This is a genomic window from Variovorax sp. GW821-FHT10B04, from assembly GCF_059415645.1.
The window spans coordinates 1-25162 of sequence record NZ_JBWKNQ010000016.1 but is presented as its reverse complement, the minus strand read 5'-3'; the positions used below and the strand labels follow the sequence as shown (position 1 = coordinate 25162).

The following is a 25162-nucleotide window of genomic DNA, read 5'->3' as shown; positions in this document are numbered from 1 at the left end:
CGCTTCTTATGCGTCCGTCTGAAAGCGCAACGCGCAACCTTGAAAATTGCGCGACGCCGACCATCTTTCCGTGATCACACAAAGGATTTCCATGTCCGGTCATATTCCCCTGCCTCCCACCGCAATCGATCTGCCGCTGCTGCCGCTGCGTGACGTGGTGGTGTTTCCTCATATGGTGATCCCGTTGTTCGTGGGTCGCCCGAAGAGCATCAAGGCGCTCGAGCTCGCCATGGAAGCGGAGCGTCGCATCATGTTGGTCGCCCAGAAAGCGGCGGCCAAGGACGAACCCTCGGTCGAGGACATGTTCGAGGTCGGCTGCGTCTCGACCATCCTCCAGATGCTCAAGCTGCCTGACGGCACCGTGAAGGTTCTGGTCGAAGGCCAGCAGCGTGCACGCGTCAACAGCATCGAAGATGGCGAGAGCCATTTCACAGCGAATGTGACGCCGGTCGAAGTGGCAGAAGGTACCGTGCCGAAGGGCACCGAGATCGAGGCGCTGCGCCGCGCGGTGATGCAGCAGTTCGACCAGTACGTCAAGCTGAACAAGAAGATCCCACCCGAGATCCTGACGTCGATTTCAAGCATCGATGACGCCGGCCGGCTGGCCGACACCATTGCAGCGCACCTGCCGCTGAAACTCGACAACAAGCAGGCCGTGCTCGACCTGGACGACGTCAAGTTGCGCCTGGAAAACCTCTATGGGCAGCTCGAGCGCGAAGTCGACATCCTGAATGTCGACAAGAAGATCCGCGGCCGCGTGAAGCGGCAGATGGAGAAGAACCAGCGCGATTTCTATCTGAACGAGCAGGTCAAGGCGATCCAGAAGGAGCTGGGCGAGGGTGAGGACGGTGCCGACATCGAGGAGATCGAAAAGAAGATCAAGCTCGCCAAGATGCCGAAGGACGCGCTGAAGAAGGCCGAAGGCGAACTGAAGAAGCTCAAGCTGATGTCGCCGATGTCGGCAGAAGCGACGGTCGTGCGCAACTACATCGACGTGCTCATCGGCTTGCCCTGGAGCAAGAAGACCAAGATCAAGCACGATCTTGCGAACGCCGAGGCGGTGCTCAACGAAGACCATTACGGCCTCGACAAGGTCAAGGACCGCATCCTGGAATATCTCGCGGTGCAGCAGCGCGTCGACAAGGTCAAGGCGCCGATCCTGTGTCTCGTCGGCCCGCCGGGTGTTGGCAAGACCTCGCTCGGGCAGTCGATCGCCAAGGCGACCGGCCGCAAGTACACCCGCATGGCGCTGGGTGGCATGCGCGACGAAGCTGAGATCCGCGGCCACCGTCGCACCTATATCGGCGCGCTGCCGGGCAAGGTGCTGCAGGGTTTGACGAAGATCGGGACGCGCAATCCGCTGTTCCTGCTCGACGAGATCGACAAGCTGGGCACCGATTTCCGTGGTGATCCGTCGAGCGCATTGCTCGAGGTGCTCGATCCTGAGCAGAACCACACCTTCGGTGACCACTACGTGGAGGTCGATTTCGACTTGAGCGACGTGATGTTTGTCGCTACGTCGAACTCGATGAACATCCCGCCAGCGTTGCTGGACCGGATGGAAGTCATCCGCCTGTCGGGCTACACCGAAGACGAGAAGACGAACATCGCGCTGAAGTACCTGCTGCCCAAGCAGATGAAGAACAACGGCGTGAAGGATGACGAATTGCTCGTCACGGAAGAAGCCGTGCGCGACATCGTGCGCTACTACACCCGGGAAGCCGGCGTGCGCTCGCTCGAGCGCGAGCTGTCGAAGATCTGCCGCAAGGTGGTCAAGGGCTTGTTGCTGAAGAAGCTGACGCCCAAGGTCACGGTGGACGGCGCGAATCTCAACGACTTCCTGGGTGTGCGCAAGTACACCTTCGGCTTGGCCGAGAAGCAGAACCAGGTCGGCCAGGTGGTTGGTCTGGCCTGGACCGAAGTCGGCGGCGACCTGCTGACGATCGAGGCGGTCACGATGCCTGGCAAGGGCGTGATCAGCCGCACGGGTTCGCTCGGCGATGTGATGAAGGAATCGGTCGAGGCCGCACGTACGGTGGTGCGCAGCCGCGCACGCCGTCTCGGCATCAAGGACGAGACCTTCGAGAAGCGCGACATTCACATTCACGTGCCGGACGGCGCCACGCCGAAAGACGGTCCAAGCGCGGGCGCCGCGATGACGACGGCGTTCGTTTCGGCCCTGACGGGTATTCCGGTGCGCGCGGATGTGGCCATGACGGGCGAGATCACGCTCCGTGGCGAAGTCACGGCGATCGGCGGCCTGAAGGAAAAGCTGCTCGCGGCATTGCGGGGCGGCATCAAGACGGTGCTGATTCCCGAAGAGAATGCCAAGGATCTTCAGGACATCCCCGAGAACGTGAAGAACGGCCTGGAGATCGTGCCGGTCAAGTGGATCGACAAGGTTCTGGAGATCGCGCTCGAGAAGATGCCTACGCCGCTGTCGGACGAAGAGGTTGCCGCTTCCGCCGCCGCAGTTGCCGAGCTGTCGAAGCAGCGGGCAGCCCCGTCATCCGAAGGATCGATCAAACATTGATTCGTTGATGCGCGAAGCTTGCGAAGCCCTCGAAAATTGTTCTATAATTTGAGGCTCGAAACGCGGGAATAGCTCAGTTGGTAGAGCGCAACCTTGCCAAGGTTGAGGTCGAGAGTTCGAGACTCTTTTCCCGCTCCAGTTTTGAAAAAGGGAAGCTGTGGCTTCCCTTTTTTTCGCAGGCCTTCGCCGGCGAAGAAGTCAGTCAAAAGCGTGGCGCGATAGCAAAGCGGTTATGCAACGGATTGCAAATCCGTCTAGCCCGGTTCGACTCCGGGTCGCGCCTCCACCTAAACACCGCATATACGCTCGCGGTGCTGCTATCAAGAAGATAGCAATCTATCTTTTCCCCCCGTTCAATTTAAGAACTGACTACCGCAGAGTGGTGGTCGGCTTCTCGGGCTGAGCTGCTCCCCATGGACTGGGACTATCGTCGGATCGGATCTCGGCGAGGCACGGCAAATCTTGCCCTGCTATCTGTGCCCTGAAGCCAACTGTTGGGTTTGCGTTTGTGATCGCTGCCAGATAAACATGGCCAGCAAGCGTTCTGCATCCGGTATTCACTCGGATTTGAATCTTCCCGAGTTGCAGGCACGAATATCGGTCGTGCCCGCAGGGCGCGATCGGTGTTGTCTCTCCTTGTGGCGCTGACTCAAGAATCGAGTCGCCACTGCTCGCGGGAGAAGAATGCGATCAGCCGTCGACTTCGGCGAAAGAGTCGAAAAGCAGCGAGCAGATCACCGCAAAGGTCAGGAAGAGCAGGCCCAGGAAAGAGAATCCCAACGTCAGTGCCAGTTCCTCTTCGGTGGGTACGAACCTTAGAAGCAGGAACAGAAGGACAAGTGCACCGCTCAGCAACGCGGTGAATTTGACCTTGGGAGTGATGTCGTTGGTGTTCATGATGTCTCCTCGAAAGGACACGTCATGTTACTTAAGTTGTATTCTTGTTTCAATTACCGCATTTGCGGTAGTCGTCGCTGCCCTGCCCAAGGGAGCGGCTGCCGACGACTCGTGCAATGGCGCATCCTCGGCATGCCGACGATTGCGGTTTATCCTGGCTCGCAGTGCCAGTTCACGGATGCCGCACTCTCCGCACTCATACATGCCCATGAGCGGCACCAGGCGCACCCATCCGGTTCGCGGGACTCGTTCCATGTCACATTGAGCACACGAGCAGACGTTTTCCGGCAGTGACATCACGGTCTCCGATCGTTCGGTGCGGGGAATGATCGGGTGCCGCGCGACTCATTCGTCGCTGATCGGCGCCTTCTCGGAATGAATCCAGGCTTGTTGAAACTTCTCGCGCACGTGTGGAAGAACGGCTGCGTCGACCTCCTTCTCGGAGGCCAGCTGTTCTTTGCCGCAGACACTGCATCTGTAGAAGGCCAGACGAGGGAGTACACGCATCCACGGGCGGCGAGGGATGCGCACTAAATGTTCCAGTCCACAACCGCAGGCGCGAGAAAACATAGTGACTTGGTCTGTGAGACGGGGCTCAGCGTCGTTGCATGGCACCTGTGGGAGCAGGCTCTAGCGTGACATTTTTCACAACTACCTTGAAACGCTAATCAAAAATACATTTTGTTTCAAAATGAGAGGAATAAAGTGCCGACAGATTCGATGGATGAACACCGGTCTGGCCTGCTGCTACCCTCTTTTGAGCCTTTATTCGATAGTTTTTTTCATTCTTACGACAAAAGCGCGTTGGAAGGTCTTGACCTGAACTCCCAGATTTCTCCCATTTTGAGAGAGTGTCAGGCGATAGTGCTACATGTCACCTTCACAAAAAATCGATATTTTTTCTTGGTCAAATACATTCTGTGTCGTCTTGTATCGTTGTGTTCGGGATGTCGTGGCGATACAGGCGAGCCACTGCGGCACAAGTCGTCCGCTTCAATCTTGTCCAACTGCCACGCTTTGGAGCGCGAAGAAGCCTGACCGCGTTGCGCACGGTGGTATCCTCAACCGCTAACGAGCTGCAGCAATCCAGATGAGCTTCCATTCACGCAGATGGCGCTTGGTCAAACGCTTCGCATCCTTATGGCGCCTCCGTTCTCATTGCTGAACACAGCCGCATTTCCCCCGGATGCGATGCCTTTGCGATCGCCCATTTGCCGGTCGCTTGTCCCTGTTGCGCGCTTGTCGCGGCTTTCAGCCCGGATGGTGAAATTGGTAGACACATCGGACTTAAAATCCGCCGCCTATAAAATGGCATACGGGTTCGACCCCCGTTCCGGGCACCACCAGTTATAGGTTTCTTGCTACGAAAAGCATAGCTAACCTGATCATGCATACAGTGAAAATCGGCTCAAATCGGCCGGCTGCTACCCTAAAAAGGTAGCAGCGCTACCCTGCTACCCGGGCCCCTCGGGGTACAGTGGTCGGCATCATGCCGACCATCCAGCAACGCGGGAACACGTTCCAACTCAGGGTCAAGAGCAAGCTGCTGCCCAAGCCGTACTTCCACACCTTCGACTCGTACGAGGAGGCGGAGCGGTACGGAGAGCAGGTCGCAACACTGCTGAAGAACGGCATCGTGCCGCGCGAGATGCTTGAGGTGACGCAGGCCTCGAAGAGCGCCGCCGACGCCAAGACCAACAACCCGCTGCTGATCGAGATCATCCGGGCGTACACGAAGGCCGCACCGATCACCCGCAGCGACGACGACCTGCTGGATGTGGTGGTGACAGAGGTAGCAGGGTTGCGGCTTGCTACCCTTTCTGTGTCATGGGTCGAGGGTTACGTGGCGCGGCTGAAGCTCGAGCACAACCTGGCGCCTGGCACGATCCGGAAGCGCATCGGCGTGCTCGCGCGCGTTCTGGACTGGCACCTGCGCCGATCAACCCCTGATGGCCAGCCAAGGCCCGCGAACCCGCTCCGCGGTCTGCCGACGGGGTACAGCGCATACAGCGTGGAGGAGGCCGCCCGCCTAAACAAGGACCAGCAGGTCAAGACCGATGTGGAGCGCGATCGGCGTCTGCTCGGCGCGGAGGAGGAGCGCGTCCGGTTTGTTCTTGCCGGCGGGAAGATGCCAGGCAAGCGGAAGGGTCTGAAACGCGAGCCGGAATTCGAGCTGCTCTTCCACGTGATCCTCGACACCGGTTTGCGGCTGCAGGAGGCCTTCATGCTCAGGGTCGACCAGCTCGAACTCGACAAGGGCTATGCGCGAATCGAAGGCAGCAAGGGCGCCCGCGGAAAGATCAAACACCGGACTGTGCCTCTACGGCCGGCGCTGGTCGTCCGGCTGCGGGAACGAGTGGCAGAAGTGAAGGGCGGGCAGCTTTTCCCGTGGCTCGGTCAGGAAAAGTGGCCGACGGTGAAGAAGACCTCGAGCTACCTGTCGAAGCGCTTCGCCACGATGTTCGAGTACGCCGACGTGCCCGACTTCCACGAGCACGACCTTCGCCACGAGGCAACCTGTCGTTGGGTATCACTGAGGTCCAAAGACGGCCACTGGGCGTTCACCGAGACCGAAATTGCCAAAATTATGGGATGGTCCAGCATGGCTATGATGCTTCGTTACTTGTCCTTGCGAGGTGAGGATCTTGCAAATAGGTTTTCAGAATCAATGAATTGATAAATGGTCAACACCCTGAGCGGAGCGCATTGAGGTAAATGTTTGATACGAAAATAATCTCAATATGCTGGTGGAACACTAGCCTGTCCCCGCTTGCGAAACCTAGAGCAACGGGCAAGGAAAAGAATTTTGCTTTGGAAGTTATTGATCGTCTAAATCGTGAGCGATCTCTTGATATACTTGCTCTTGGAGAAGTTTCCGAAGATGATGTGCATGAAATTGTTCGAAAATTATCTTCGACCGATTTTGCTTTTCATATAGGACGAGAATCAGTCGGCCAATTGAAATTCGATACGGCATTGATTTACAGGCGCGGGCGATTTTTTATTAGTGATCACCAGACGTTGATAGCTAAGCACGGCTCAGTCAATCTGAAGATGGGTGAGTATGTTAAGTTGGACGTGGCATCTTCTAGCGTATCTCTGGATTTGGTCATCTGCCATTGGAACAGTAGGCTGCGAGTTCCTGAGTACTCGACGTTGCGCGATGTGCTTGGCTTTCAATTGAAAGATAAAATTGCGGACTGGTTGGCGCGGGGGGAAGGCTATGTGATTGGCATAGGAGATTTTAATGACGAGCCTTTCTCGAAAGGGCTGAGTGGCCAACTTCTCGCGACTCAAGATCGAGGCCTAGCTCTTAAGACAAAAGCCCACTTATATAACCCCTTTTGGCGTCTTCTCGGAGAGCGAAGACCGCTCAAAAACGGTTCTGCAGAGTTTGCCCACTGTGGGACATATTTTCGCTTTTCAGACAACGAGAGTCGGTGGAGGGTATTCGATCAGATGTTGTTCTCTCCTCGATTCCTGCAGATGGGACCATTGATGCTAGATGAGGCAACAATCGAGATCATTAGCCAGAATGATCTGCTTTTGGCAGTGACGGGTGGTAATGAAATATTCGATCATCTGCCAATTTTTGTGAATATTGATATAGGAGCGCTGAATGGATTATAAATCCGCTTTCAATCATGCTATTTCATTGGCGCGTTTTGCTCAAGAGCAAAAAGAAGAAATAAATGGGATTTTTTCTTCTTTTATTCAAGAGATTCAGGAAGCGTCCGGCGGAGTCTTGCTTCTTGGGGTTTATAAGTTTCGCGACCTCGTGCATGCCCTTGCTATTTTTAAGTACTCGGAGTCTGAGCTGAATAGGGACTGCATCGCCGTAAAAAGTAGCTATTCAGCTGATGTGGCAAGGCCAACCTTGCTTGTAATTACTGAAATGGGCGAAAAAGGATATCCTTGTCGTTTGGACTATAAAGATTTGGTCGTTGACTGCTTGGATGCAGAGGCGCTCCGGAGTACGCTTGCTGAAATGCTTTCACACCCAGAAATCGGCGCTACTCTTTATAAGTTGATGCAAATAAAAGAGTAGGCTGTGTGCTCACATTTTTATATTAAGTTCGGGTATTTTGCTGCAGATGGAATTTGACCGGCTGCGCATACGCTGGGCGGCAGGAGATTTTCCAGGCAGTCGACCATCGAGGGTTAACGGAATTTCATTGAATCCATCGCGTCATGAAGCGCATTTACAGATAAAGGTTTGGGGTGACGCCTTAGAAGTCATGCGAGATTTCACGCGCGGGTAAGTAAGAGCAAGCGAGACTAATTTTCGCTCATATTAAAGACATTCTATGTTTTCGATTAGCTCGAGCGCGTATGGGTAGGTGCTACAAACAATTAAGGGTATTTTGATCGGTACAACTAGATAAAGCGGGTTGGTCAAATTCGAGGCGTGCGCTGAAATCTCAATCGCGCCTTCGCAAAGTCGTATATCTTCCATCGTATGTAGGACGATTGGGAGATTAACTTCATCAATTTCGTGCCGCCAGCGTTCGCGCTCAATTGTAACTATTGCCGTAGGTGTTTTTGGATCTGATTTCCAATAAAACGCATCTGGATCTGTTACGGTTATGCTTCGCTGATTGAGAGCGCTCAGTAGGCGACCTGGAGCGAAGTGGTCATTGTTGCTCCACCCTCCAGCTATAGCCAACTCAGTTATTGCATCGCGCCACTTCCCTTTGGGCGGACTTGGTGGGGCACACAAGCGAAGGTCAGCAACACTATCATCTGTTTTCTGCGCGGGCATTCCTAAAAGAAATGAACCTTTTGCCTTAAAGGTCAGTAGCACATTGTTCGCGGGCCGCGAGCCGCTATTTTTCATTCTTATTTGGATGGTCGGCCGATGCTGCGATGTGAGAGCTGCCGCTAGTTGTTGAAACTTTGCGCGGCAGGTTTGAATCCAAACGTCATAAGCTTCTACATATAGCGAAATCTCATTCTCTGATGCTGGGCGATATCGTTGATACAAGCCCAGAGTATCGAGACTCTTTTTCGGAGGAGCAGTTCGTGGTCCAAAGTCTTCGCTCCTCGGGTGTAGAGCGGTGAGTCGTCCGATAAGCAGCGTAAGCTCATCTTCAGTTAAAGGGGAAAAGACGTTATTTTGATTTGAAAAGATTTTAAGATCTTTCGACTCATCTATTTGAATTGAAAAAACTGGCTCTTGATTCTTGTATCGCTCTATTTCCCTTTTTGCTGCTGCTGCAGCTTTTTCGATTTCATCGGTTTCTGGCTTTAACTGCCACGATTCAGGAATGTCTTTATAGGCAAGCCCAAGTCTTTTTGCACTGAACATCGGGCCGGTGTCATGCGTAAGTAGGATTACATCGACGCTTGGATTCGACTTTGCGAAACTTAATGATATCCCTACCAGTTGATCGTCGGGGTGATTGAGATCTAACTCCTCGCAAAGGTTTAAGTCTGCTTTTAACTCTATAGCGAGTCGAAGCGTGACTAGGGTCCCGTCTTCGCAAAGAGAAATAGAATTATTGGGGCTCTCTATGATTTTTTTAAAAGTAGAACTCGCAGTGCGCGCGCGTGTAGACTGTCGACCCGATCCTTTATTTTTGTGCCGGTCGATTTCTTGTTGCACAGGTCGACAGACCAATATGTCGATATTCTTGTAATTGCCAAGATCTTTCCAAATAAGCTGTTCTAGGGGCTTGCACTGCTCAAATAAGTTAGTGTCTGGAAAAACGACGAGTTTGTCTTTCAAATTGCACCTCGGCTTTGGTTGGTCGCCCGTTTGCACACAGAGACAATGTAACGTTCCTTGTGTTGCCATCGGCGCAATGTTGAGAGTCAAATGAAGGCAACGGCTGAAAGCCTGCCACGGCGGCCCTTCCGCGCGACCGATTTGCCCGCTGCGTGCCGCCGGGTGGCCAGCGAAGGTGTTCATCACGTTTGAGTCAACAGTAGCCGAGTGTTCGGGATATGAGCTGGGTTGTCGATTGCGGGTCAAATTGTTTGGGGCCGGTTTAGGCCCTTGTCCGTGTGTGGCGTGCTGGGAGTGGGCGCGTCTTTACGGTCGATCTGCCCGGCGCTCGCTTTAATGACGGCCTAGGCTCCCCCGCGGAAGGACCTTTTACTACCGGCACAGGGATGGTAGCGTTGGCAGCACGCTTCGCTTGGAGCGTTTGGTGCCTGCCGCACCGATCGATGCGACAGCTGCAGGCGCGTTGCGCCGCGCTGCCATCGCCTCGGCGTGCAGCGCTTCGTCGAGCGCGCTCACCGGAATGCGCCATGAGCGGCCGTACTTCACCCCAGGTAGCCGCTTGATGCGCAGAGCCTCTTCGACAGTCTTCGGTTCGCAGTCGAGGTACTCAGCGACTTGTTGCACAGACATCATTGGCATGCTGTTCCTCCCTGCTGCGCTGCTCTGATCGTCGTTCGCACGAATCGCCATCCCACCTGTCCGGCCAAGCGCTCGATGTACCCCTTCTTCGCGAGGCGCACCAGAACGTCGTAACCCGCATTGGCGCTGGTCCAGCCGAAATGCTCGCTGACTGTCTTTGCGGTCGGCATGTTGTCGTTCATGGCGACGTAGCTGCGAAGAAATTCCAGCGCCCGGTGCTGTTGGTCCGTGAGTTCGACGGCGGGGACCGACTGAAACTCGACCTTCCGCTCGAGTAGTGCATTGCTCATTTGGGAAATGCCTCCCGGCGTCCGTTCTGTTGATTCGCTGCGTATTCCATGCGCTGCGCTAGACGTTGGTTGCAAGCTGCAGCCAGGTTGGCGAGGTCGGTGTTGCTCGGGAGCATTTCGTTCGGCTCCACGATCTGGGCTGCCAGCTGTTTCAGCGAAGCCACCATGGCATCGCGGTCGATGACGCCGGCCCACGGCGCCACGCTGTCACGGCCGTAGTTCAACGCAAACATCCATCGCTCGTTCTTCCACCCGTCGTCTCCGGCCATCACGGCCTGAAACACGGTGCGCGCTGCCTGGCTGGCAACTTCCGACGCGAGGGCATAGGCGCGCTTGACGCGCTCCGGGTCCGCGCCGGTCGAAAGTTGCGCCTCCATGCGGTTGAACGCATCGATGTAGGCCAGCTTGAACTGCAGCGCCTTCTTTCCGGTGAAACCCATGGCGAGGAGGGTGAAGCCGTCGCGGGTCAGGCGGTAGGCCGGGTCTTTACGCACTCCACCTTGACCGATATCAGTCTCGACGAACATCTCCGCAAAATTGCGGGCATGTTCGGAGCTCAACTGCGGTAGCAGGTTGCGGACAGTCCGCAGCACGTCTGCATGGGGCTTGCCGAACGCTCGAGCCACGTCGATGCTTGTGGTCGTGGGGATGCCGTCGATGACGGCCAGGGTGGGCACGTACGCGCCCACGAGTGCGGATTGAGCCATGATGGCCTCCAGTTGCTCTGTCAATACAACTGCCGCACAAACTTCCACATAAGGCGGCAGCCCGAATGGGTGTGGAAGACCGGTGAGCACTGGAGTGAACCGGCGGGGCTCGCGCCCCCCCATCCGAGCCGCCAAAACTGGGGCGCGAACAAAAAAGCCGCAATACCTTGCGGTGCTGCGGCTTTCGTCGCAGTGCTCAACCGGACTTCCACATCCGACCCCGGACGATGCCAGGGCGAGTGCAATGTACCGCATCGGCACTTGGTCTGCAATGCCTACTGCGCGAGCACGAGCCGGTGGTTCGAGCACATCAATTCGCACCACTGCCGACGGTTGCATGTCATTCAACCGTCTGGTTATCATCCGGAAATTGCGAATCATTCGCGACCCTGCAACCTCCGCGGGCGCTTCGACAAGAGGCGTGCGTAGCACACAGAGCACGATGACAAACAAACTGGGTAACCAACGGTTCGAGGGTTGGTTGGCGGACCAACGCAGAGAGGGCTTCGCCTTCCGGTTGCTCGCCGAATGGCTGCAGTGGCGGTGCGGCTGCACACAGAGGCAGGCGTGGGCACAGATGGAACAACTGCCAGCCGACCACACACTCGACGAATTGATCGACGCAACCTTCCGATCGCTCGGGAAGAGGCGAACCCCAGAGCCAGAGCCTCCGCGGCGCGGCCGGTGGCAGAAAAGCTCGACCTTCGGCGGAGTGGATACGGCGCCGCGGCACGTCATCGTTCCGGTGGTCGATGCACCGTCGCCAGTGGTTCGGCCGAGACGGGGAGCGACAAACGACGCCTTCACTTGGCCGTTCGCGCGGGCCTGCTGCAAGAAGTAGGGACGAGGGCTGGCATGGCCCGCGAGACGCGGCGGCATGACCGGGATGGTGGGCTGTAGCGTCATGACGACAGCAGCCTCCATCCGACGATGCCGAGACCGACGAGGACCACGACCAAGCCGACGAGCCCCATGAGCATCGACCATACCGGCGGCTGAGCCGGCCGCAGCGCCATATCGACAAGCAGCGACAGCGCGACGAGGACAACTCCGACTGCAAGGGTCATGAGGGCTCTCCCAATCCGGTTTCGAAGAAGCCTAGCGCACCCCTGAACGGGATGGGAGCAGACATCGGCTCCGATTGCGCATTCTTTGCAGCGAGACGGCGCGCCGCGCGAACAGCGGCACCTTTGAGTTGAGCCTGTTGCTGTGCGAGGCGCAAGTTAGGGTGGTAGGTGGTCGGAAGCTTTTGGAGTGCTTGCTGTTTGCGTTCGATTGATGAGCCAACAAGCTGAGCGAAGCGCTCAAAGCCTGCTTTCGATGAGTTGAGAACCAGCGCGAACATCGGCTTTGTGCCGATATGACTCTTGCTGTTCGCCCAACCAGTGATCCGCGCAGAGATTCCGAGCGCCGACAACATATCATTAGCGCGCTCAAGAATGGCGCGATCGGTTACGAACATCGCGACGCGCCGATCCCAGGAATTCGGGCCGCAACGCGGCTTTGGGACGCAGACCACGTTACCCTCGCTGTCGAACAAGCCGCGCAGCCACATGCCCATCTCGTCCTCTGTTTTCACGACGGCGGTACGTAGCCCGTTGAAGCGCCCCGCCCCGTTGGTCTTGCGAACAAGAAAATAGCCGCGTTCATCGATGGTGACCTTCGCAGGTACGCCGTAGGCTGCAGTGATGGCTGTGGCGAAGAATTCCGCGAAGTCTTTGTCCGCGCACCGCAAGCCGATGTAGTTAGCGTGGCGAGGGTTTGCCGGAACGTGGTGCCAGGCGTCGCCGTTCAGGCAGCCGGAGAGATAGGCCCGTGCGAGTGGTGGAGACAGGGCCATCATGCGTCGCTGCCTTTCTGAATGGTGGAAGTTGGGGCCATCGACTCGGCAAGCGCGACCACGTCGGCAGGGATCTGCCGGCGGTACCGGATCACGGCGGTCCGGAGGTATTCCGCCTGCCGCTCTGTCAGCGGTGGTGGGTTGAGGCGAAAGGCGCGCAGCTGCATCGACATGGCGAAGCGCTTCGTCGCGTTGCCCGGCGGCATGTCGACGGCCACCAAAGCGCGCGCGAGCGTCTTCTGCTGAATCGTCATCAGCGGCGTGCCGAGTGGCGGGCAATAGAAGGAGGCTCCGGTGGTGCCCGAGCGAGCGCTGCCGTACGGGCACTGCCCGCTGATCTCGCCGTGGAGGCTCTTCCCCTGGCCGCAGGCGGAACAGATGAGGTCTTGCGCGGGAGGGCGCTTGGGGAACCGGGGACGGTTTGTCCGGAAATAGCGCGCCATCAGAAGCCGTCCTTCCCGGCGGCGCGATGCGCGTCCATAGAGCGGTTGTGGATGGCGAGCCGCTTGAAGCCTGAGGAGGTCTCACGGAGCTGGCACCACAGCGTCCCACGGGTGCCCCGATCGGTGTAGGTGGCCTCGATGAGCCAGGTGCCCGAGTCGGCAGCGGCCGGCCAGGTCGGCATGCGTTGGGCCTGCACGCTGCGGCCAAGGGTTTCTTCGACGTACTCGAGGCATGCGCTTCGTGCGTCGGTCGTTGGAGCAGTCTGCCGCTCGACAGCCAGGAAGCCGATGGCGCCGGCGATCAGGATCAGCCAAGAGGTAGCTGGGGCGCTCATCGTGCATCCCCTTCGCCGGTCTCCAGCGGCGAGTCGTCCACCACCGGATGCGCAGCACAGGGGCCGTCATGTTCGGCCTCGCGAGTGCACTGCCAGCCCTCGGGCGCCTTGTTGCAGCTCGCAGCGGCGTTCTTCGGGACGCGGTCCACGACGAATGCAGAGCCATCGAGGCGGCGCACATCGCGGAGCAGTCGGGCGTTGGGGTACCCCAGGCCATCGCGCACCTGAACGAACACACGCTGCAGGGAGGCATTGCCCTTGAGATCAGGCCACACGTAGTAGCCGGTGACAGTGTGAGCCTCCCACGCATCAGCTCGCGCGAGATGGATCAGCACCTGCGTGTCGATCGCCGGAAGGATGTCGCCGTGCACCGCCTCGAGAGGCTTTGCGAGCGGCGCAGCGGTGAAAGCATCGGTCAGCGCATCCCAAAGGGCGCACTCATTGACATTCGCTGGGCGACATCCCCCTTGGTGGTACGTCAGGATGCGGGGATGGTCCGAGCTGATGGTGAAGTCGAGGCTGGGGGCCGGAGCGGGTGCAGCCAGGCGAACGGCAGCAGCCGACAGGAGCGCGCGTGCGTGACCTCCGACGCCGTGCGGCACCAAGGCATTCTGTGCGTCGAGGAGCAGCAGCGCCTCTATGCAGCGGGTCAGCGCCGCGTTGTCGCCGCTGAAGGTATCAACCAGCGCTGAGTTCGCAGAGGTCTCGGGGTTCACGGTGCGACTCCTTCGTGCGCTTGTCCCGTGCCACGCGCGCCAGCAACGGGGTTCTCCCAACCGGAGCATTTGTCTGACATGGAGGGCACTGGCGGTCCTCTCATAATCTCTGTCGAACAATTGGAAACATTTACATGAACGACTGCGAGCGATGCCAAGTGGTCGATCAACACATGACGGCAGACTGGCGCTTTGCCCTTACCGGAGGAGAAGCGATACCTGGTCCTGCCGGCAACAGTTACACGGCATGGATATGCAATACGCGCGGGACGAAATGGACCCGCATTGAGAGTTACGGTGGTGTTCTGAGCTGGCACCGATATACGCGCTGATCCATGGCAAAACCGACCTGTACTGCAGCGCAGCTGCAACAGCGCTTGCTTGAGCGCATCGAAGCTATCCCTGACCTTCGTGTCCGAGTGAACGATGTGCACCGTGGCGGTGTGACGAGGGCTGGAAGTGACAGCGAGGGCGGACCAACCTGGGCCGACCGCGCACAAACGGATCGCGATATGCATCGCTCCGACATCGCACGCATCTTTCGCGAGACTCAGATGCGCTGCGACCTCGAGGACTGGGCAATCATGACCGATACGTCTTTCAAAAATCCCGCGCGCTCGGGCGATTTCTTGGTCTACGGCCTGGGGGTTATCGCGAGCGACGGCCGCTTCATGCCGTGTTATCGCATTGACCTGCACCCCGACGGAGGTGAGCTGGTGCGAACGGAGATAGGGCTCACTGCCTGCCTCGGGTTGAAAAGCTGCAGCACCGAAGCGCTGGCGATTGAGGTTGCCGTCGACTACGGGCTCACGATGGTCGACGGTTACCGGTGGCACGAGCGACCGTAGTCCATTCGTCATGTGAGCACCGCCACTGGCTTCAACAGCGAAATCACCGCGGCCGACGGCTCGGCGCCAAGCGACCGCATGAACGTGACCATCTCCTGCGCGAGGATCTGGTGCGGCTCGGTCGGCGGTGCCCAGTGCTCGGGCTCGACGAGCTCTGTCAGCGCGATCGCTTCCTTGATCGTGGCTTCTGATGCCGGCATGCCGAAGTGCTGCGATGCCAGCATGGCCAGCGCATCGAACGACGGGATCAGCGGCAGTTTCTGGCCTTTGAGCCACTCGCAGAGCAGATAGAACTGTCGGGGCGTGAAGTCTTCGACGACGTGCGGGGTTGGAGCTTTGCTCATGGTGATCGGGGACGTGATGGTGGGCGGCACGGGCGACGTGCTGGCGCGGGGGACTGGCGTCGTGACAGCTGCGAACCGCCGACGTGGCTTGTGGACGACCGCAGGCGCGGGGAGGGCAACGAGGTCGGCTTCGCGCTGTGCCATCTGTTCGGGCGACAGCGCCGCCGCGGGGTTGAGGCGCGCGAAGCGTTTCATCTTTGCCTGCTCATTCAGGTCGCCGCGCACATCAGATCGCGACCCGACCGACAGAGAGAACGTCATTTCCACGCCGTTCGGCGCTCGCGTATCGGCGCATAGCCGTGTCTTGGCCTGGTAGGTGCGGATCAGCGTGAGGCCGGCGACCTCGACCATCGTGGTCATGTCGCGAGTGCGTTTGTGCATCGACGGATCTGGATGGAGTGGAAGACGCACGCCGCGCGTGGCGGCGTGCAGTGGCGTCAGGCTTGGCCCAGCAGGACCGTGTAGCCGCTCTTCTCCGCGACCTCGGAAACGTAGCCCTTGAACGCGTCTTCGACGATGCGCTCAGGGCGCTCCAGCTCGTACCAGAACTTCACGTTGCCGCTGTGGATCCGATACTTCAGCCGGGCCGTCAGCATGTAGCCCCCGCCGTTCTTGAAGATGCGCAGGCCGAGGCTGAAGACCTTGGGGATCTTCAGCTCACCGTTCGCGCCGGCCGTCGCGTTGATGGTCTCGTTGTAGACCAGCTGGGTCTGGCCATCCTGCAGCCGTTTCGCGCTGCTGAAGTTGATGCCCGTCGTCGCTGCGATGGTGGTGGCGACCGTCAGCAGATTGGTTGCTTCCTCGCCCTGCAGGTCACCGATGTTGTCTTCGATGAACTCGGCGAAATCGGTCTGCGTCATCGCTTCCTTGTCGTTGCGCAGCCACTTCTCGAACTCGGGCGTGTAGACCGCGGCGAACACCGCGCGGTGGTCCCGCCATCCAGATGCGGCAGGGTGCTTCATGTCGTTGAACACGGCACTGATGGTCCGGGCGTCGGGGTCCGCATAGACATAGGCGTAATCGGCTGCGGCCTGGTCGGCGCAATACGCCAGCAGGCTCGCCACGTCGAACACGCGGAACGTGCCCTTCTTGCGGCTGGGGCCGGCCTGAGCCTTCTCGATTAGGTCGGTGAGGTCCTTGTGGGTGTAGTTTGGCGGCACGAGGATGTGCGTGCTGTCGCCCAGCACCTTCGGCTCGAGGCCGGCGGTGGAGAGGGCTGCGACGAACTTGGCGGATTCAGCGTTGATGGCTTCGGTCATGATGCTGCGACGGTTTTGAAGGAAACAGGGGGTTGCGATGCCACGTCGCGCAGCTCGAGGCTTTGCTGGCGCGGGTGGTTGCGGGAGGTCTCACCTTCGTCGGTGAGCCAGTAGAAGTCGGTGGGCTGCTCGGCCTTGGGCAGGTTGAGCTTCTGCTCGACGGTGATGGTCACCTTGTCGACGTAGCCTGACCCGCTCTTGGTGGCGGGTGCCACCTTGATCTTGAGGGTCAGGTCGCCGGCCTTGCCGCTGTGCTGCACGGAGCGCAGCAGCTCGGCGAAGGCAGCGGTGGCCGCCGCGTGGCTGGTACCGTCGTTGAGCTCCTGCAGTTGAAGAGCGAAAGCTTTCATAGGGTCCTTGGTTGGTTGAGGGGATGGGATGCGTGACAGCAAAAGGGCTTCGGAAACTCAGCCGCCGGCGGGCCGTGATTCGGCCTCTGGTGAGCGGGGGGTGAGGAGTTGGGCGCGGACCTGCATGAGGTGCAGCGCGAGGGCGGCGCAGATGTCCGGGACATCGCATTCGCGGTAGAGGCGGGCGCTGCTGTCGCGGCCGGCCGGGTGGATGCCGAGCGAGGCCAGGCCGGCTTCATTCACGCGCACCGGCGCGAGCGTGGTGCTCAGCTGTCCGAGCTGCAGCATTGGTACTGCCGGCCGCGCTGGCGCTGCTATGTCGAGGAAATCGGCGTCCATGGGCTTGCTCACAGTGCGGCGTGCTTCTGCTGGCGCTCGATCGCGACGCGGCGCTGCGCCCGGGCGAAGCGGGCGTCGTCGCGCTCGGCGTCGTCGACGTGCTGAGCGGTGGCTTCGGCGCCGTCGTCGCCGGCGTCAAGCAGGTAGCTCGAGCCGAGCCCAAGCGCGATGGCGAATGCGGCAAGCCAGACCATGGCCTTGCGGGAGAGCACGATCACGACGTGCGCCCCGTAGCCTTGGCAATGGCGGCACGCGCGGCATCGAATTCCGCAGTCGCTCGATCGGCAACGCGCACCACGCCGACCAGTGCCGCCAACATCTCTGAGATGAACTCGTCGCGAACGTCAAACGGCGCCAGCTCATGGGCTGGTAGGCGCTGGCGGTGGATGTGGGTCTCGCTGAACTCTCCGCGGGCCGGGATGACGATCGGGGCGTCGAGCACCACGTCTGCGGTCAGCTGGCCCTGGTCATCGAGATGCAAACCATAGACCACTCCGGTCACCCGCGTTCCCTTGTAGTCGCGATGGCGGACTTGCTGGCCGATGTGAAGGGACATCACGGCGCTGGCGTCAATTACACGTTCGGCAGACTGCAGGCAAAAGCCCTCGCACTCGTCGCACTGGCCGCCGGGCGTGTGCTGCGCGGCGCTCACGATTCTTCTCCCTCTTCCGCCAGCGTTGCCATGCGCGCGAGACACCACCCGAGCACGCCGGTGAGGGAAAGGGCGAGGGCGCCCCAAATAGCCGCGGCGATCACAGTGCGGCTCCCAGGACGACAACCGCAACGGCAGCGTTGCCATTCACGGGTGCCGCGCTCAGCACCGCGAGGACATCCTTCTCGATCTTCATCGTCTCTCCAGAAAGTACCGAACGGGTGCTCGGCCTGAGACGAATAATCACTTAAGTGATTTGCGATGTCAACACTAAAGTGATTAAATAATCACCCGTCCAAGTTGACGGTGTTTGCGCAGCTTCAGTTCGGGTGGACTGAAGAGATCACATGGAGACGGAATGAACGGTGAGATAGAGGGCGGGAGCTGCAAGGCTCACGCCGGTCCTGAGTACTTCGTGGAGCACGGTCAAAGGCTGCTTTTCTTCAGAGGCGACCCCGACCGCCCCGAAGCTCAGATGTTGGTGCTTCAGCTGGAGAATCGGCACCTTGAGTGCAGTCTCTTCGCCACCGATGTTGCGAAGGTGCTGCAGGACTATGCAGTGATGCTTTTGGACGGCCGCGCGGCGCGCTCAGGGATCAACACCTTCACGAGTGACGCTGGTACTCGTTTGGTTGCTATCTCGACGGGGCCGCGCGGGGCACAAATTCCGCTACCAGCTGTGTAGTTGTGGGTGCGTGGAGGATTGGACCGGTCGGTCTTGAGATCACGAGTAACTTTTCGGCGTTTGATTGGCGCGCCTTCCGCCGCTGCTTTTTGCCATTGCCCTGACGACTTCTTGAGGATGCTCTCCGCCGTCAAGTAAATCCGAAATTCAGTACAGCTGCCGCAGGTGAAATGCTTTGCTGCACCGTAATCAACAAGCTTGAAGGTTGCGGCGCCGGCGCACAGGGGGCACTCTTGCAGAGTCGCTTCGCTCATGATGGTGGCCTACAGTCCCAATGGTCCTCAGATTCGCTCGCTCTGCTTGTGGACAACGCGTCCGAGGCAGAAAACATGCTCGTCGCAGATTTTGCGCGGGTAGCGGCGCTGATCGGGATTGTCGGATGAGAGCCACCATTGCCCACCGTCCCTGACCATCCGCTTCACAACGAGTTCGCCTTCGAAATTCATCGCGAAAACCTCGCCGTCCTTCAAGTTCGTGTCGCCGGTGTTCACGACTACGGTGTCGCCGTGATGCAAGCCCGGCTCCATGCTGCCGTTGGCCACCCGAATTGCGAACAGCTTCGTTGGCTGATAACCATGGTCTGCATACCATTCGCGACCGAATACCAAGGGCCGCTTTCTCTCGTCAACATAGTCAATGCCGAAGCCACTCGCTCCAGCTGAAAGTTTGAAGCTCACGTAGCGAATCGCTGGATAGTCGGGGTTGTTATTCAGATCGATTTCTGCCGACGGGCGCTGACTGACCGACTGTGGAAGCCACTGGTCAGTTTCCATGCGTAGGTAGTCAGGACTTACGCCGAGCGCCGTAGCGATGTCCACGATGCTTTCGCCGTAGCCGCGCACGCCGGACTCGAGATTGCCGATCGTCCCTTGGCTCACTCCGGCCTGCGTGGCGAGCTGCGCTTGGGTGAGCCCCGCAGCCTTTCGCAGGCGCAACAAGCGGGCGGCAATCGTCTCGGTTTCCATTCGTTTGATTCCATCACTTCTGTGAATCACTGCGGTGTTGACTTTGATATCACTATGGTGATAATTGGGTGATGGATGCACTTGATAGAGCCGTCGAATATTGCGGAGGGGTGACGAAGCTGGCCGAAGCCATCGGCGTCGGCCAGTCGGTCGTGAGCAACTGGAAGAAGCGCCGCTCGACGATCGATGCAGCTGATTGCGTTGCCATTGAGGCCGCTACCGGCGGATTGGTGCGTCGGTGGGATCTCCGACCTGCCGATTGGCACCGGAACTGGCCCGAACTCATTGGTACGCCTGGCGCTCCGCGTGAGCCCATGCGGGTCGTTGTGCAGCACGCGGCCGCCGCACCCGGCTGACCAGTCTCACTCTCCCAAAACGCTCCATGTCCAAAACCAAAGCCGCCCCGGCGCCCGAAGACGACCTCCCCATGTTCGCCCGCTCCCTTCTGGGCGGAAAGAAGAACAGCGAGGTCAAGGCCCGCATCACCGACGAATCCAAGATGAAGCTGCAGCAGCGCTGCCACGAGCTTGGCGTGACCGAGAGCGACTACGTGTGCCGGATCATCGACGTGAGCTTGTACGGCTTGGACCATGTAGAGAGTGTCGAGCGGGAGCGCATGCGGCAGGTGGTCGGAATGTTCCCGAACGGCGGGCGTTCCGGGGCCGGTGGAGGTGCGGCATGAAGAGCGGCATCAAGCGCGGCCCGCGCACCCGGGGCCTTCAGCGCTTGCGTGAAGTCGAGGCGCTTCGCCGGCAGGTGCTCGCACTTCCCATCGTCATCGCATGCGTGAGCTCTTCACGTGCACCGCTGGGGCAAAACCCAATCGCCGCACCGGCGCAAATCAGGGATTGGCGCCTCTGATGTCCCGTACCTGCTTCGCGACCATCTCCAGCGCTGCCAAGGCTTCCGGGACGAACTGGGCGACCGGGTGCGCCTGTCTCCACTCGCGCATCGCCTCGCTGTCGGTGATCAAGTCGTGGCTGCGTTCCGCCGCGAACTTGTTCCACGAGTCCTGCCGGAGGCTGGCTGCGAGATTCAGGATGTTCGATGCAAGCAGCAGCTCCAATGTGGCGTCGCTCATGTTCGCCCTTTCCGGCGATGGTCATTCGGAAGTGCCAATCGTACGTCGGGAGCGCGAGGCCAGTTCCGTCGTGCCCCCGCTGGAAGGAGGGCGACATGTCTAGCGCCGCCCATCCCGTGCGGCAGATCCGCCACCGTCTGGGTGTGACTCAGAAGGCGCTGGCCGCCGCAGTCGGCTGCACCCACTCGAATCTCGTGCACGTCGAACGCGGCGCGCAGGGCCTCACTGTGCCGCGCGCCAAACGCCTGATCACGTACGCCGCCTCGCTTGGCCACGTCGTGACGCTCGACCAGATCTACGCGGACCCCGAGCCCGCCCCCCAAACCCTTTCCTGCGCATAGGCCGAAGAGCCGATCGCACTCCCTTGTCCTGCAACCCGGAAACAACATGCTGAACCTTTCCCCGACGCCGGCGCCGGCGCCCCTTCCCCTGTGGCGCCTCCCGACGCGTCCGCACATTGGCGAGCACTGGCGCTTGCCGAGCCTCCGCGTCGCTGAAGTCCGCCGCGTGGTGGGCAGTGAACGTCCGCGCGTGATCGCCCGCTATGTCGACGAGACCGGCGCGCTGACCACGAAAGAAGTGGACCTCCCGATGAGCATGCTGATCCAGCACGGCCAGAAGGTGCACCAATGAGAGAAGTCATCACGACATCCGCGGCCGGCATCAAGCTTTGGGATAACGGCATCCGCGTGAGCCCGGACAACGCGTTCACGCTGGGCTTCGGCAGCACGCCGCACAACTACGTCGCCGAGCTGGAGCGCCACGCTCGCGCACGCTCGACCAGCAGCCGGACGCGTGCTCAGCGCGTCGCGGATGGCACCGACCGCTCGACCATCGTGGGCCTCTCGAAGCGTTCGGTGTCGTACAGCGCGGCCCGCCGGGCGGAGGAGATGCTGAAACCTCGTGCTGGCGCCATCACGCTGTCGAACAGCCTGCAGGGCCAGGCCGATGCGCTGAAGCGTGATCGCACGCGGCGGGGAGGGCGGTAGCTATGACGATCGTTTCCAAGTCATCGATCGAGCGCCACGCGCGCGCAATGGCGGAGGCTGGCGTCAGCCTCGAAGAGAGCCAGCCGTACCCGGCCGGCACCCCGCACGCCGAGGTCTTCGAAGAGGCCTTCATCCGAGCTCAGAACGAACCCCAGAAGGAGGCAGCATGAAAAAGCCGCTCCCGGCCCGGCGCCACTCACCGACCAGCATCATGGCCGCGATGTCGGTCGCGCCGAAGACGCCGTCGAAGCGCGGCCAGGTGCTGGCGTTCCTGCGCGCTCGCGGCGAGCGCGGCGCCACGGACGAAGAGATCCAGGCCCGCATTCCGATGGGCGCCAACACCCAGCGCCCGCTCCGCGTCGAGCTCGTGCAGTCGAAGGAGGTTGGCGACAGCGGCCGCATGCGCACAACGCAGGGCGGCGACGAAGCCGTCGTGTGGGTTGCCACGTTCGCGGGAGCTATGGCCGCCTGATCATGATGCTCGTCCCCCGCAACTGGGCGTCATTCCAGCACTACAAGGACCGCGCGCCGCCGTGGATCAAGCTTCACAAGGGCTTGCTCGACGACCGCACCTATCAGCGCTTGCCACTTGCTAGCAAGGCGCTTGCACCAATGCTCTGGCTTCTCGCGAGCGAGTCCAAGGATGGGTCGTTCGATGGCGACGTGGCCGAACTCGCGTTCCGCCTGCGGGTCAGCGAAGCCGATGTCACTTCGGGTTTGGAGCCGCTTCTGCTAGCGGGATTCTTCGCGCCGGCGCAACCTGCTAGCAGCGTGCCTGCAACTCGCTCGCAGGTTGCTGTACCAGAGACAGAGGGAGAGGCAGAGGCAGAGACAAAGGGAGAGGAGAGCCGCGGCGCTGTCGCTCCGCCACCCGCACCTCCGCCAGCACCACTACCTCCGCCTGCGGCACCGACGCCTGCACCGAAGCCGCCGCCACCGGCCCCGAAGCCCGCGCCAGTCAGTCGGGGGAAGAAGGTCCCGATGCCAGAAGGCTTCGACGTGTCGCCGCGCGTTACCGCCTGGGCCGTGAAGAAGGGCTTCGACCGCCTGCCCGACCACATGGAGGCCTTCCGCCGCAAGGTCAACATGAACGGCTACACCTACGTCGACTGGGACGACGCGTTCATGGAGGCGGTGCGGGAGGATTGGGCGAAGCTGCGCGGCCGGGCGCCGAACGGTGCTGCGCCGCCGCCGGACGTGCAGCCGTTGCGTGGTCCCGACCCCACGCTGCAGAAGCTCGCCGCCGATCGGCTGCTCTGCGCTCCTCCGCCCAAGAACATCCGCGAGAAGCTGGCGACCCTGCGCGGCAACGGGGTGCACGCATGAAGGACCTCGAGGAAATCCGTGGCCGCTGCGTCATCACCGACGACGGGCACTGGCTCTGGGGCGGATCGCTCCGTGCTGATGGCCGCGCGAACATCTGGGGGCCGGACCACACGCGTGGCGGCATGACGACTCAGTCCGGGCCGCGCGCTGTCTGGCACTCAAGCACGGGCAGGCCTATCCCCAAAGGCTGGCGCGTGTACGGCACCTGCGAAGAGCGGGCCTGCTGCAACCCGGCGCACATGACCTGCACGTCGGAGGTCGACTATGGGAAGTGGGTAGCGCGCACCGGTCTGTTCAAGGGCAAGACGAAACGCATCCTCGCAAACCGTGCGTCAAGCCGGGCGCGCTCGAAGCTGACGCCTGAGCTCATCACCGAGATCCAGACCAGCACTGAGACCGGCCGCGCTATCGCGAAGCGACTGAACATGCAGGAGACCCTGGTCAGCCGAGCACGTCGCGGTCAGGTGAAGGTATTCGCCGGCGCGGGCATGTTCACGGGGTTGATGTGATGAACCCGGAAATACTCGCCCTCGGTCGCCTGAAGGTTGGCGCGAAGAACAAGACCGAAACCGCGTATGGCAACGAACTCGAGCTGCGCAAGGCTGCCGGCGACGTGCTCTGGTATCGCTTCGAAGGGCTGAAGCTTCGCCTGGCCGACAACACCTTCTACACGCCGGACTTCGCCGTCATGCGCTCCACCGGCCAGATCGAATGCCACGAGGTCAAGGGCTTCTGGGCCGATGACGCGCGGGTCAAGATCAAGGTGGCTGCGGACATGTATCCGTTCCGCTTCATCGCGGTCAAGGCGGTCCCGAAGAAGGCCGGCGGCGGATGGGCAACCGAGGCCTTCGAATGACAGTCTACGTGGATGACATGCGCGCCAAGTACGGGCGGATGGTGATGTGCCACATGCTGGCCGACTCCGATGAGGAGCTGCACGCGATGGCCAGGCGCATCGGCGTGGCCCGGAAGTGGTGGCAGAGCCCCGCGCGCACCAGTGGCAGCCACTACGACATCGCGCTGATCAAGCGCGCCGAGGCGATCAAGGCTGGCGCCGTAGAGATCACCTATCGGCAGGCTGGTGCGATGAACACGCGGCGCCGCGTCACCGGTGAGCTCGGCCCGCCGGCGGACGCATGGCAGTGGCTGAAGGCGCACATGGAGACGCGTCGCGCGGCCGCGCCATCGGAGCCCGCTCGATGATGCGCCGCACGCCGATGTCGCGTGGGAAAGGCTTCAAACAGCGCGCCGCTGCGCCCGTGCTGGACGAGGGCGACTTCCCTGCGGATCCAGTTGTCAAGAATTCGTTGACAACTGGATCCGGTGAACCTGCGACCACGACCCTGAAGCCGCTGAGACGAGGCACCTATGCGTCGTCCGCGACGGTTGCCGCAGTCCCGAAGGTGGTACCGGTTGTGTCCGAGGCCTATCGCCGCTTGGTGGCTGCTCGCCCTTGCAAGCTATGTGGCATCGCCGGCTACAGCCAGGCTGCGCATCCGAACACTGGGAAGGGGCAGGGGACGAAGACCGACGATCGGCTGTGCTTCCCACTCTGCTGCGACCGGCCGGGCGTGATGGGGTGCCACAGCCTGTTCGACCAGCATGCCGTGCTTAGCAAGGAGGCGCGTCGTGTGATTGAGCCGGCGTGGGGTGCCGACACTCGACGCTCGATCCTGGCCGCAGGCGATTGGCCGATAAAACTCCCGCAACTCGACGACTGACGATCGTGAGGTGGTCGCTAATGGCTGCGAGTTGGCCAGAGTACTTGGCGACCGGAATCTGTCAGGACGCCTTTTGCTTGCGGGTGCGTCCGCTCGACAGCATCGCCGGTGAGGTGATGCACCGAAATGGCGAAACCTCGGTCAAATGCCCAATCGAACTCTGTGCCAGGCAGCGTGTCGCCACCGTCTATCAGCAGCAAGATCGCTTGGGTGGTAACTAGGTCTTCGGGCATTGCGGCTCCAGCGGGGCGGCCGTGAAGACCGGTCACTGCGATAGCTCGCAGTATGCCAGCAGGTAGTCTGGAGCAGCTGAGGTCTGCGCTACGATGACGGCAACCGGCCAGAATCGGACGGTCAAGGCCGGCTCAGAATTTCGCCTTCTACGCATCTCCTAAGCTTTTCCATCATGACACCTGCAGACGCGAAAGCAGATCTTGAGAAACGTCTAGCCCAGGCTGGATTCGACTTGGAGCGC

The 25162-nt window shown here is 60.3% G+C and carries 38 protein-coding genes and 3 tRNA genes; 21 read left to right on the top strand and 20 right to left on the bottom strand.

Annotation, left to right across the window (positions count from 1 at the left end):
• The first annotated feature begins 91 nt into the window (after positions 1-91).
• The 3 genes from lon to AC07PZ_RS28615 all read left to right on the top strand — a co-directional run bounded on the left by lon (position 92) and on the right by AC07PZ_RS28615 (position 2819).
• Positions 92-2533: an endopeptidase La gene (gene lon, locus AC07PZ_RS28625; protein WP_495298565.1), complete on the top strand. Its 2442-nt coding sequence runs from the start codon at positions 92-94 to the stop codon at positions 2531-2533.
• Positions 2534-2595: 62 nt separating this feature from the next.
• Positions 2596-2671 (top strand) — tRNA-Gly (locus AC07PZ_RS28620).
• A 74-nt stretch (positions 2672-2745) separates the two neighbouring features.
• A tRNA-Cys gene (locus AC07PZ_RS28615) sits at positions 2746-2819 on the top strand.
• Positions 2820-3223: 404 nt separating this feature from the next.
• On the opposite strand, the gene AC07PZ_RS28610 is transcribed toward AC07PZ_RS28615, so the two are convergent.
• Positions 3224-3430, bottom strand: a complete 207-nt coding sequence (locus AC07PZ_RS28610; RefSeq protein WP_495298564.1) for a hypothetical protein — start codon at positions 3428-3430, stop codon at positions 3224-3226.
• Positions 3431-4684: 1254 nt separating this feature from the next.
• Here AC07PZ_RS28610 and AC07PZ_RS28605 point away from each other — a divergent pair.
• The 4 genes from AC07PZ_RS28605 to AC07PZ_RS28590 all read left to right on the top strand — a co-directional run bounded on the left by AC07PZ_RS28605 (position 4685) and on the right by AC07PZ_RS28590 (position 7478).
• Positions 4685-4773, top strand: a tRNA-Leu gene (locus AC07PZ_RS28605).
• A 146-nt stretch (positions 4774-4919) separates the two neighbouring features.
• Positions 4920-6107, top strand: a complete 1188-nt coding sequence (locus AC07PZ_RS28600) for a site-specific integrase (protein ID WP_495298563.1) — start codon at positions 4920-4922, stop codon at positions 6105-6107.
• 38 nt (positions 6108-6145) lie between these two features.
• Positions 6146-7060 (top strand): endonuclease/exonuclease/phosphatase family protein, encoded by a 915-nt coding sequence (locus tag AC07PZ_RS28595; protein ID WP_495298562.1) that lies wholly within the window; start codon positions 6146-6148, stop codon positions 7058-7060.
• Complete coding sequence (locus AC07PZ_RS28590; RefSeq protein WP_495298561.1) at positions 7050-7478, top strand: hypothetical protein; 429 nt, start codon at positions 7050-7052, stop codon at positions 7476-7478. Before AC07PZ_RS28595 ends, AC07PZ_RS28590 begins: the two co-directional genes overlap by 11 nt.
• 246 nt (positions 7479-7724) lie before the next feature.
• Here the strand turns inward: AC07PZ_RS28590 and AC07PZ_RS28585 are convergent, their stop codons facing one another.
• The 9 genes from AC07PZ_RS28585 to AC07PZ_RS28545 form a co-directional block, all read right to left on the bottom strand.
• On the bottom strand, positions 7725-9341 hold the full coding sequence (locus tag AC07PZ_RS28585; RefSeq protein ID WP_495298560.1) for a PIN domain-containing protein: 1617 nt from the start codon (positions 9339-9341) through the stop codon (positions 7725-7727).
• Positions 9342-9530: 189 nt separating this feature from the next.
• Positions 9531-9797: a helix-turn-helix domain-containing protein gene (locus AC07PZ_RS28580; protein WP_495298559.1), complete on the bottom strand. Its 267-nt coding sequence runs from the start codon at positions 9795-9797 to the stop codon at positions 9531-9533.
• Positions 9788-10087, bottom strand: coding sequence for a LexA family protein (locus tag AC07PZ_RS28575; protein WP_495298558.1), 300 nt, complete (start codon positions 10085-10087; stop codon positions 9788-9790). The genes AC07PZ_RS28580 and AC07PZ_RS28575 overlap by 10 nt, the downstream gene beginning before the upstream one ends.
• Positions 10084-10794 (bottom strand): Rha family transcriptional regulator, encoded by a 711-nt coding sequence (locus AC07PZ_RS28570; RefSeq protein WP_495298557.1) that lies wholly within the window; start codon positions 10792-10794, stop codon positions 10084-10086. Before AC07PZ_RS28570 ends, AC07PZ_RS28575 begins: the two co-directional genes overlap by 4 nt.
• A gap of 902 nt (positions 10795-11696) precedes the next feature.
• The gene (locus AC07PZ_RS28565) at positions 11697-11861 is read right to left on the bottom strand and encodes a hypothetical protein (protein WP_495298556.1); all 165 of its coding nucleotides are present in this window, start codon (positions 11859-11861) and stop codon (positions 11697-11699) included.
• Positions 11858-12637, bottom strand: coding sequence for an LAGLIDADG family homing endonuclease (locus AC07PZ_RS28560; RefSeq protein ID WP_495298555.1), 780 nt, complete (start codon positions 12635-12637; stop codon positions 11858-11860). Before AC07PZ_RS28560 ends, AC07PZ_RS28565 begins: the two co-directional genes overlap by 4 nt.
• On the bottom strand, positions 12634-13077 hold the full coding sequence (locus AC07PZ_RS28555; protein ID WP_495298554.1) for a hypothetical protein: 444 nt from the start codon (positions 13075-13077) through the stop codon (positions 12634-12636). Before AC07PZ_RS28555 ends, AC07PZ_RS28560 begins: the two co-directional genes overlap by 4 nt.
• Entirely contained in the window at positions 13077-13412 is a 336-nt protein-coding gene (locus AC07PZ_RS28550) for a hypothetical protein (RefSeq protein WP_495298553.1), read from the bottom strand. Before AC07PZ_RS28550 ends, AC07PZ_RS28555 begins: the two co-directional genes overlap by 1 nt.
• Complete coding sequence (locus AC07PZ_RS28545; RefSeq protein WP_495298552.1) at positions 13409-14128, bottom strand: hypothetical protein; 720 nt, start codon at positions 14126-14128, stop codon at positions 13409-13411. Before AC07PZ_RS28545 ends, AC07PZ_RS28550 begins: the two co-directional genes overlap by 4 nt.
• 335 nt (positions 14129-14463) lie before the next feature.
• On the opposite strand from AC07PZ_RS28545, the gene AC07PZ_RS28540 reads away from it, so the two are divergent.
• Complete coding sequence (locus AC07PZ_RS28540; RefSeq protein ID WP_495298551.1) at positions 14464-14976, top strand: hypothetical protein; 513 nt, start codon at positions 14464-14466, stop codon at positions 14974-14976.
• 8 nt (positions 14977-14984) lie between these two features.
• Here the strand turns inward: AC07PZ_RS28540 and AC07PZ_RS28535 are convergent, their stop codons facing one another.
• The 8 genes from AC07PZ_RS28535 to AC07PZ_RS28500 form a co-directional block, all read right to left on the bottom strand.
• Positions 14985-15680: a hypothetical protein gene (locus AC07PZ_RS28535; protein ID WP_495298550.1), complete on the bottom strand. Its 696-nt coding sequence runs from the start codon at positions 15678-15680 to the stop codon at positions 14985-14987.
• A gap of 77 nt (positions 15681-15757) precedes the next feature.
• Positions 15758-16579: a DUF2303 family protein gene (locus tag AC07PZ_RS28530; protein ID WP_495298549.1), complete on the bottom strand. Its 822-nt coding sequence runs from the start codon at positions 16577-16579 to the stop codon at positions 15758-15760.
• Positions 16576-16929 (bottom strand): YfdP family phage-associated protein, encoded by a 354-nt coding sequence (locus AC07PZ_RS28525; RefSeq protein WP_495298548.1) that lies wholly within the window; start codon positions 16927-16929, stop codon positions 16576-16578. Before AC07PZ_RS28525 ends, AC07PZ_RS28530 begins: the two co-directional genes overlap by 4 nt.
• Before the next feature lie 57 nt (positions 16930-16986).
• A complete protein-coding gene (locus tag AC07PZ_RS28520; protein ID WP_495298547.1) occupies positions 16987-17268 on the bottom strand; it encodes a hypothetical protein in 282 nt (93 codons plus the stop codon).
• An 8-nt stretch (positions 17269-17276) separates the two neighbouring features.
• Complete coding sequence (locus AC07PZ_RS28515) at positions 17277-17486, bottom strand: hypothetical protein (RefSeq protein WP_495298546.1); 210 nt, start codon at positions 17484-17486, stop codon at positions 17277-17279.
• Positions 17483-17920 carry a hypothetical protein gene (locus AC07PZ_RS28510; RefSeq protein ID WP_495298545.1) on the bottom strand — a complete coding sequence of 146 codons (438 nt, stop codon included), beginning with the start codon at positions 17918-17920 and terminating at the stop codon, positions 17483-17485. The genes AC07PZ_RS28515 and AC07PZ_RS28510 overlap by 4 nt, the downstream gene beginning before the upstream one ends.
• A 552-nt stretch (positions 17921-18472) precedes the next feature.
• Entirely contained in the window at positions 18473-18859 is a 387-nt protein-coding gene (locus AC07PZ_RS28505; RefSeq protein WP_495298544.1) for a hypothetical protein, read from the bottom strand.
• A 27-nt stretch (positions 18860-18886) separates the two neighbouring features.
• The gene (locus AC07PZ_RS28500; RefSeq protein ID WP_495298543.1) at positions 18887-19570 is read right to left on the bottom strand and encodes an XRE family transcriptional regulator; all 684 of its coding nucleotides are present in this window, start codon (positions 19568-19570) and stop codon (positions 18887-18889) included.
• A gap of 71 nt (positions 19571-19641) precedes the next feature.
• Between AC07PZ_RS28500 and AC07PZ_RS28495 the strand changes: the two genes are divergently transcribed.
• From AC07PZ_RS28495 to AC07PZ_RS28485, 3 genes are read left to right on the top strand one after another with little or no spacing between them, the layout of a single operon-like run.
• On the top strand, positions 19642-19926 hold the full coding sequence (locus tag AC07PZ_RS28495; protein WP_495298542.1) for a transcriptional regulator: 285 nt from the start codon (positions 19642-19644) through the stop codon (positions 19924-19926).
• A 26-nt stretch (positions 19927-19952) separates the two neighbouring features.
• Positions 19953-20252 carry a hypothetical protein gene (locus AC07PZ_RS28490; RefSeq protein WP_495298541.1) on the top strand — a complete coding sequence of 100 codons (300 nt, stop codon included), beginning with the start codon at positions 19953-19955 and terminating at the stop codon, positions 20250-20252.
• On the top strand, positions 20249-20431 hold the full coding sequence (locus AC07PZ_RS28485; RefSeq protein WP_495298540.1) for a hypothetical protein: 183 nt from the start codon (positions 20249-20251) through the stop codon (positions 20429-20431). The genes AC07PZ_RS28490 and AC07PZ_RS28485 overlap by 4 nt, the downstream gene beginning before the upstream one ends.
• On the opposite strand, the gene AC07PZ_RS28480 is transcribed toward AC07PZ_RS28485, so the two are convergent.
• Entirely contained in the window at positions 20412-20651 is a 240-nt protein-coding gene (locus AC07PZ_RS28480) for a hypothetical protein (RefSeq protein WP_495298539.1), read from the bottom strand. The genes AC07PZ_RS28485 and AC07PZ_RS28480 overlap by 20 nt on opposite strands.
• A 95-nt stretch (positions 20652-20746) precedes the next feature.
• On the opposite strand from AC07PZ_RS28480, the gene AC07PZ_RS28475 reads away from it, so the two are divergent.
• From AC07PZ_RS28475 to AC07PZ_RS28430, 10 genes are all read left to right on the top strand, one after another.
• A complete protein-coding gene (locus AC07PZ_RS28475) occupies positions 20747-20992 on the top strand; it encodes a helix-turn-helix domain-containing protein (RefSeq protein WP_495298538.1) in 246 nt (81 codons plus the stop codon).
• Positions 20993-21038: 46 nt separating this feature from the next.
• On the top strand, positions 21039-21284 hold the full coding sequence (locus tag AC07PZ_RS28470) for a hypothetical protein (RefSeq protein WP_495298537.1): 246 nt from the start codon (positions 21039-21041) through the stop codon (positions 21282-21284).
• A complete protein-coding gene (locus AC07PZ_RS28465) occupies positions 21281-21640 on the top strand; it encodes a hypothetical protein (protein ID WP_495298536.1) in 360 nt (119 codons plus the stop codon). Before AC07PZ_RS28470 ends, AC07PZ_RS28465 begins: the two co-directional genes overlap by 4 nt.
• A gap of 2 nt (positions 21641-21642) precedes the next feature.
• Positions 21643-21810 (top strand): hypothetical protein, encoded by a 168-nt coding sequence (locus tag AC07PZ_RS28460; RefSeq protein WP_495298535.1) that lies wholly within the window; start codon positions 21643-21645, stop codon positions 21808-21810.
• Complete coding sequence (locus AC07PZ_RS28455) at positions 21807-22112, top strand: hypothetical protein (protein ID WP_495298534.1); 306 nt, start codon at positions 21807-21809, stop codon at positions 22110-22112. Before AC07PZ_RS28460 ends, AC07PZ_RS28455 begins: the two co-directional genes overlap by 4 nt.
• A 509-nt stretch (positions 22113-22621) precedes the next feature.
• Complete coding sequence (locus tag AC07PZ_RS28450) at positions 22622-22966, top strand: hypothetical protein (protein ID WP_495298533.1); 345 nt, start codon at positions 22622-22624, stop codon at positions 22964-22966.
• Positions 22963-23475 (top strand): hypothetical protein, encoded by a 513-nt coding sequence (locus AC07PZ_RS28445; RefSeq protein ID WP_495298532.1) that lies wholly within the window; start codon positions 22963-22965, stop codon positions 23473-23475. Before AC07PZ_RS28450 ends, AC07PZ_RS28445 begins: the two co-directional genes overlap by 4 nt.
• Positions 23475-23822: a DUF1064 domain-containing protein gene (locus AC07PZ_RS28440; protein ID WP_495298531.1), complete on the top strand. Its 348-nt coding sequence runs from the start codon at positions 23475-23477 to the stop codon at positions 23820-23822. Before AC07PZ_RS28445 ends, AC07PZ_RS28440 begins: the two co-directional genes overlap by 1 nt.
• Complete coding sequence (locus tag AC07PZ_RS28435; RefSeq protein ID WP_495298530.1) at positions 23819-24169, top strand: DUF4031 domain-containing protein; 351 nt, start codon at positions 23819-23821, stop codon at positions 24167-24169. The genes AC07PZ_RS28440 and AC07PZ_RS28435 overlap by 4 nt, the downstream gene beginning before the upstream one ends.
• Positions 24166-24687 carry a hypothetical protein gene (locus AC07PZ_RS28430; RefSeq protein WP_495298529.1) on the top strand — a complete coding sequence of 174 codons (522 nt, stop codon included), beginning with the start codon at positions 24166-24168 and terminating at the stop codon, positions 24685-24687. The genes AC07PZ_RS28435 and AC07PZ_RS28430 overlap by 4 nt, the downstream gene beginning before the upstream one ends.
• 17 nt (positions 24688-24704) lie before the next feature.
• Here AC07PZ_RS28430 and AC07PZ_RS28425 read toward each other — a convergent pair whose 3' ends face one another.
• A complete protein-coding gene (locus tag AC07PZ_RS28425; RefSeq protein ID WP_495298528.1) occupies positions 24705-24920 on the bottom strand; it encodes a hypothetical protein in 216 nt (71 codons plus the stop codon).
• Positions 24921-25162: the final 242 nt, after the last annotated feature.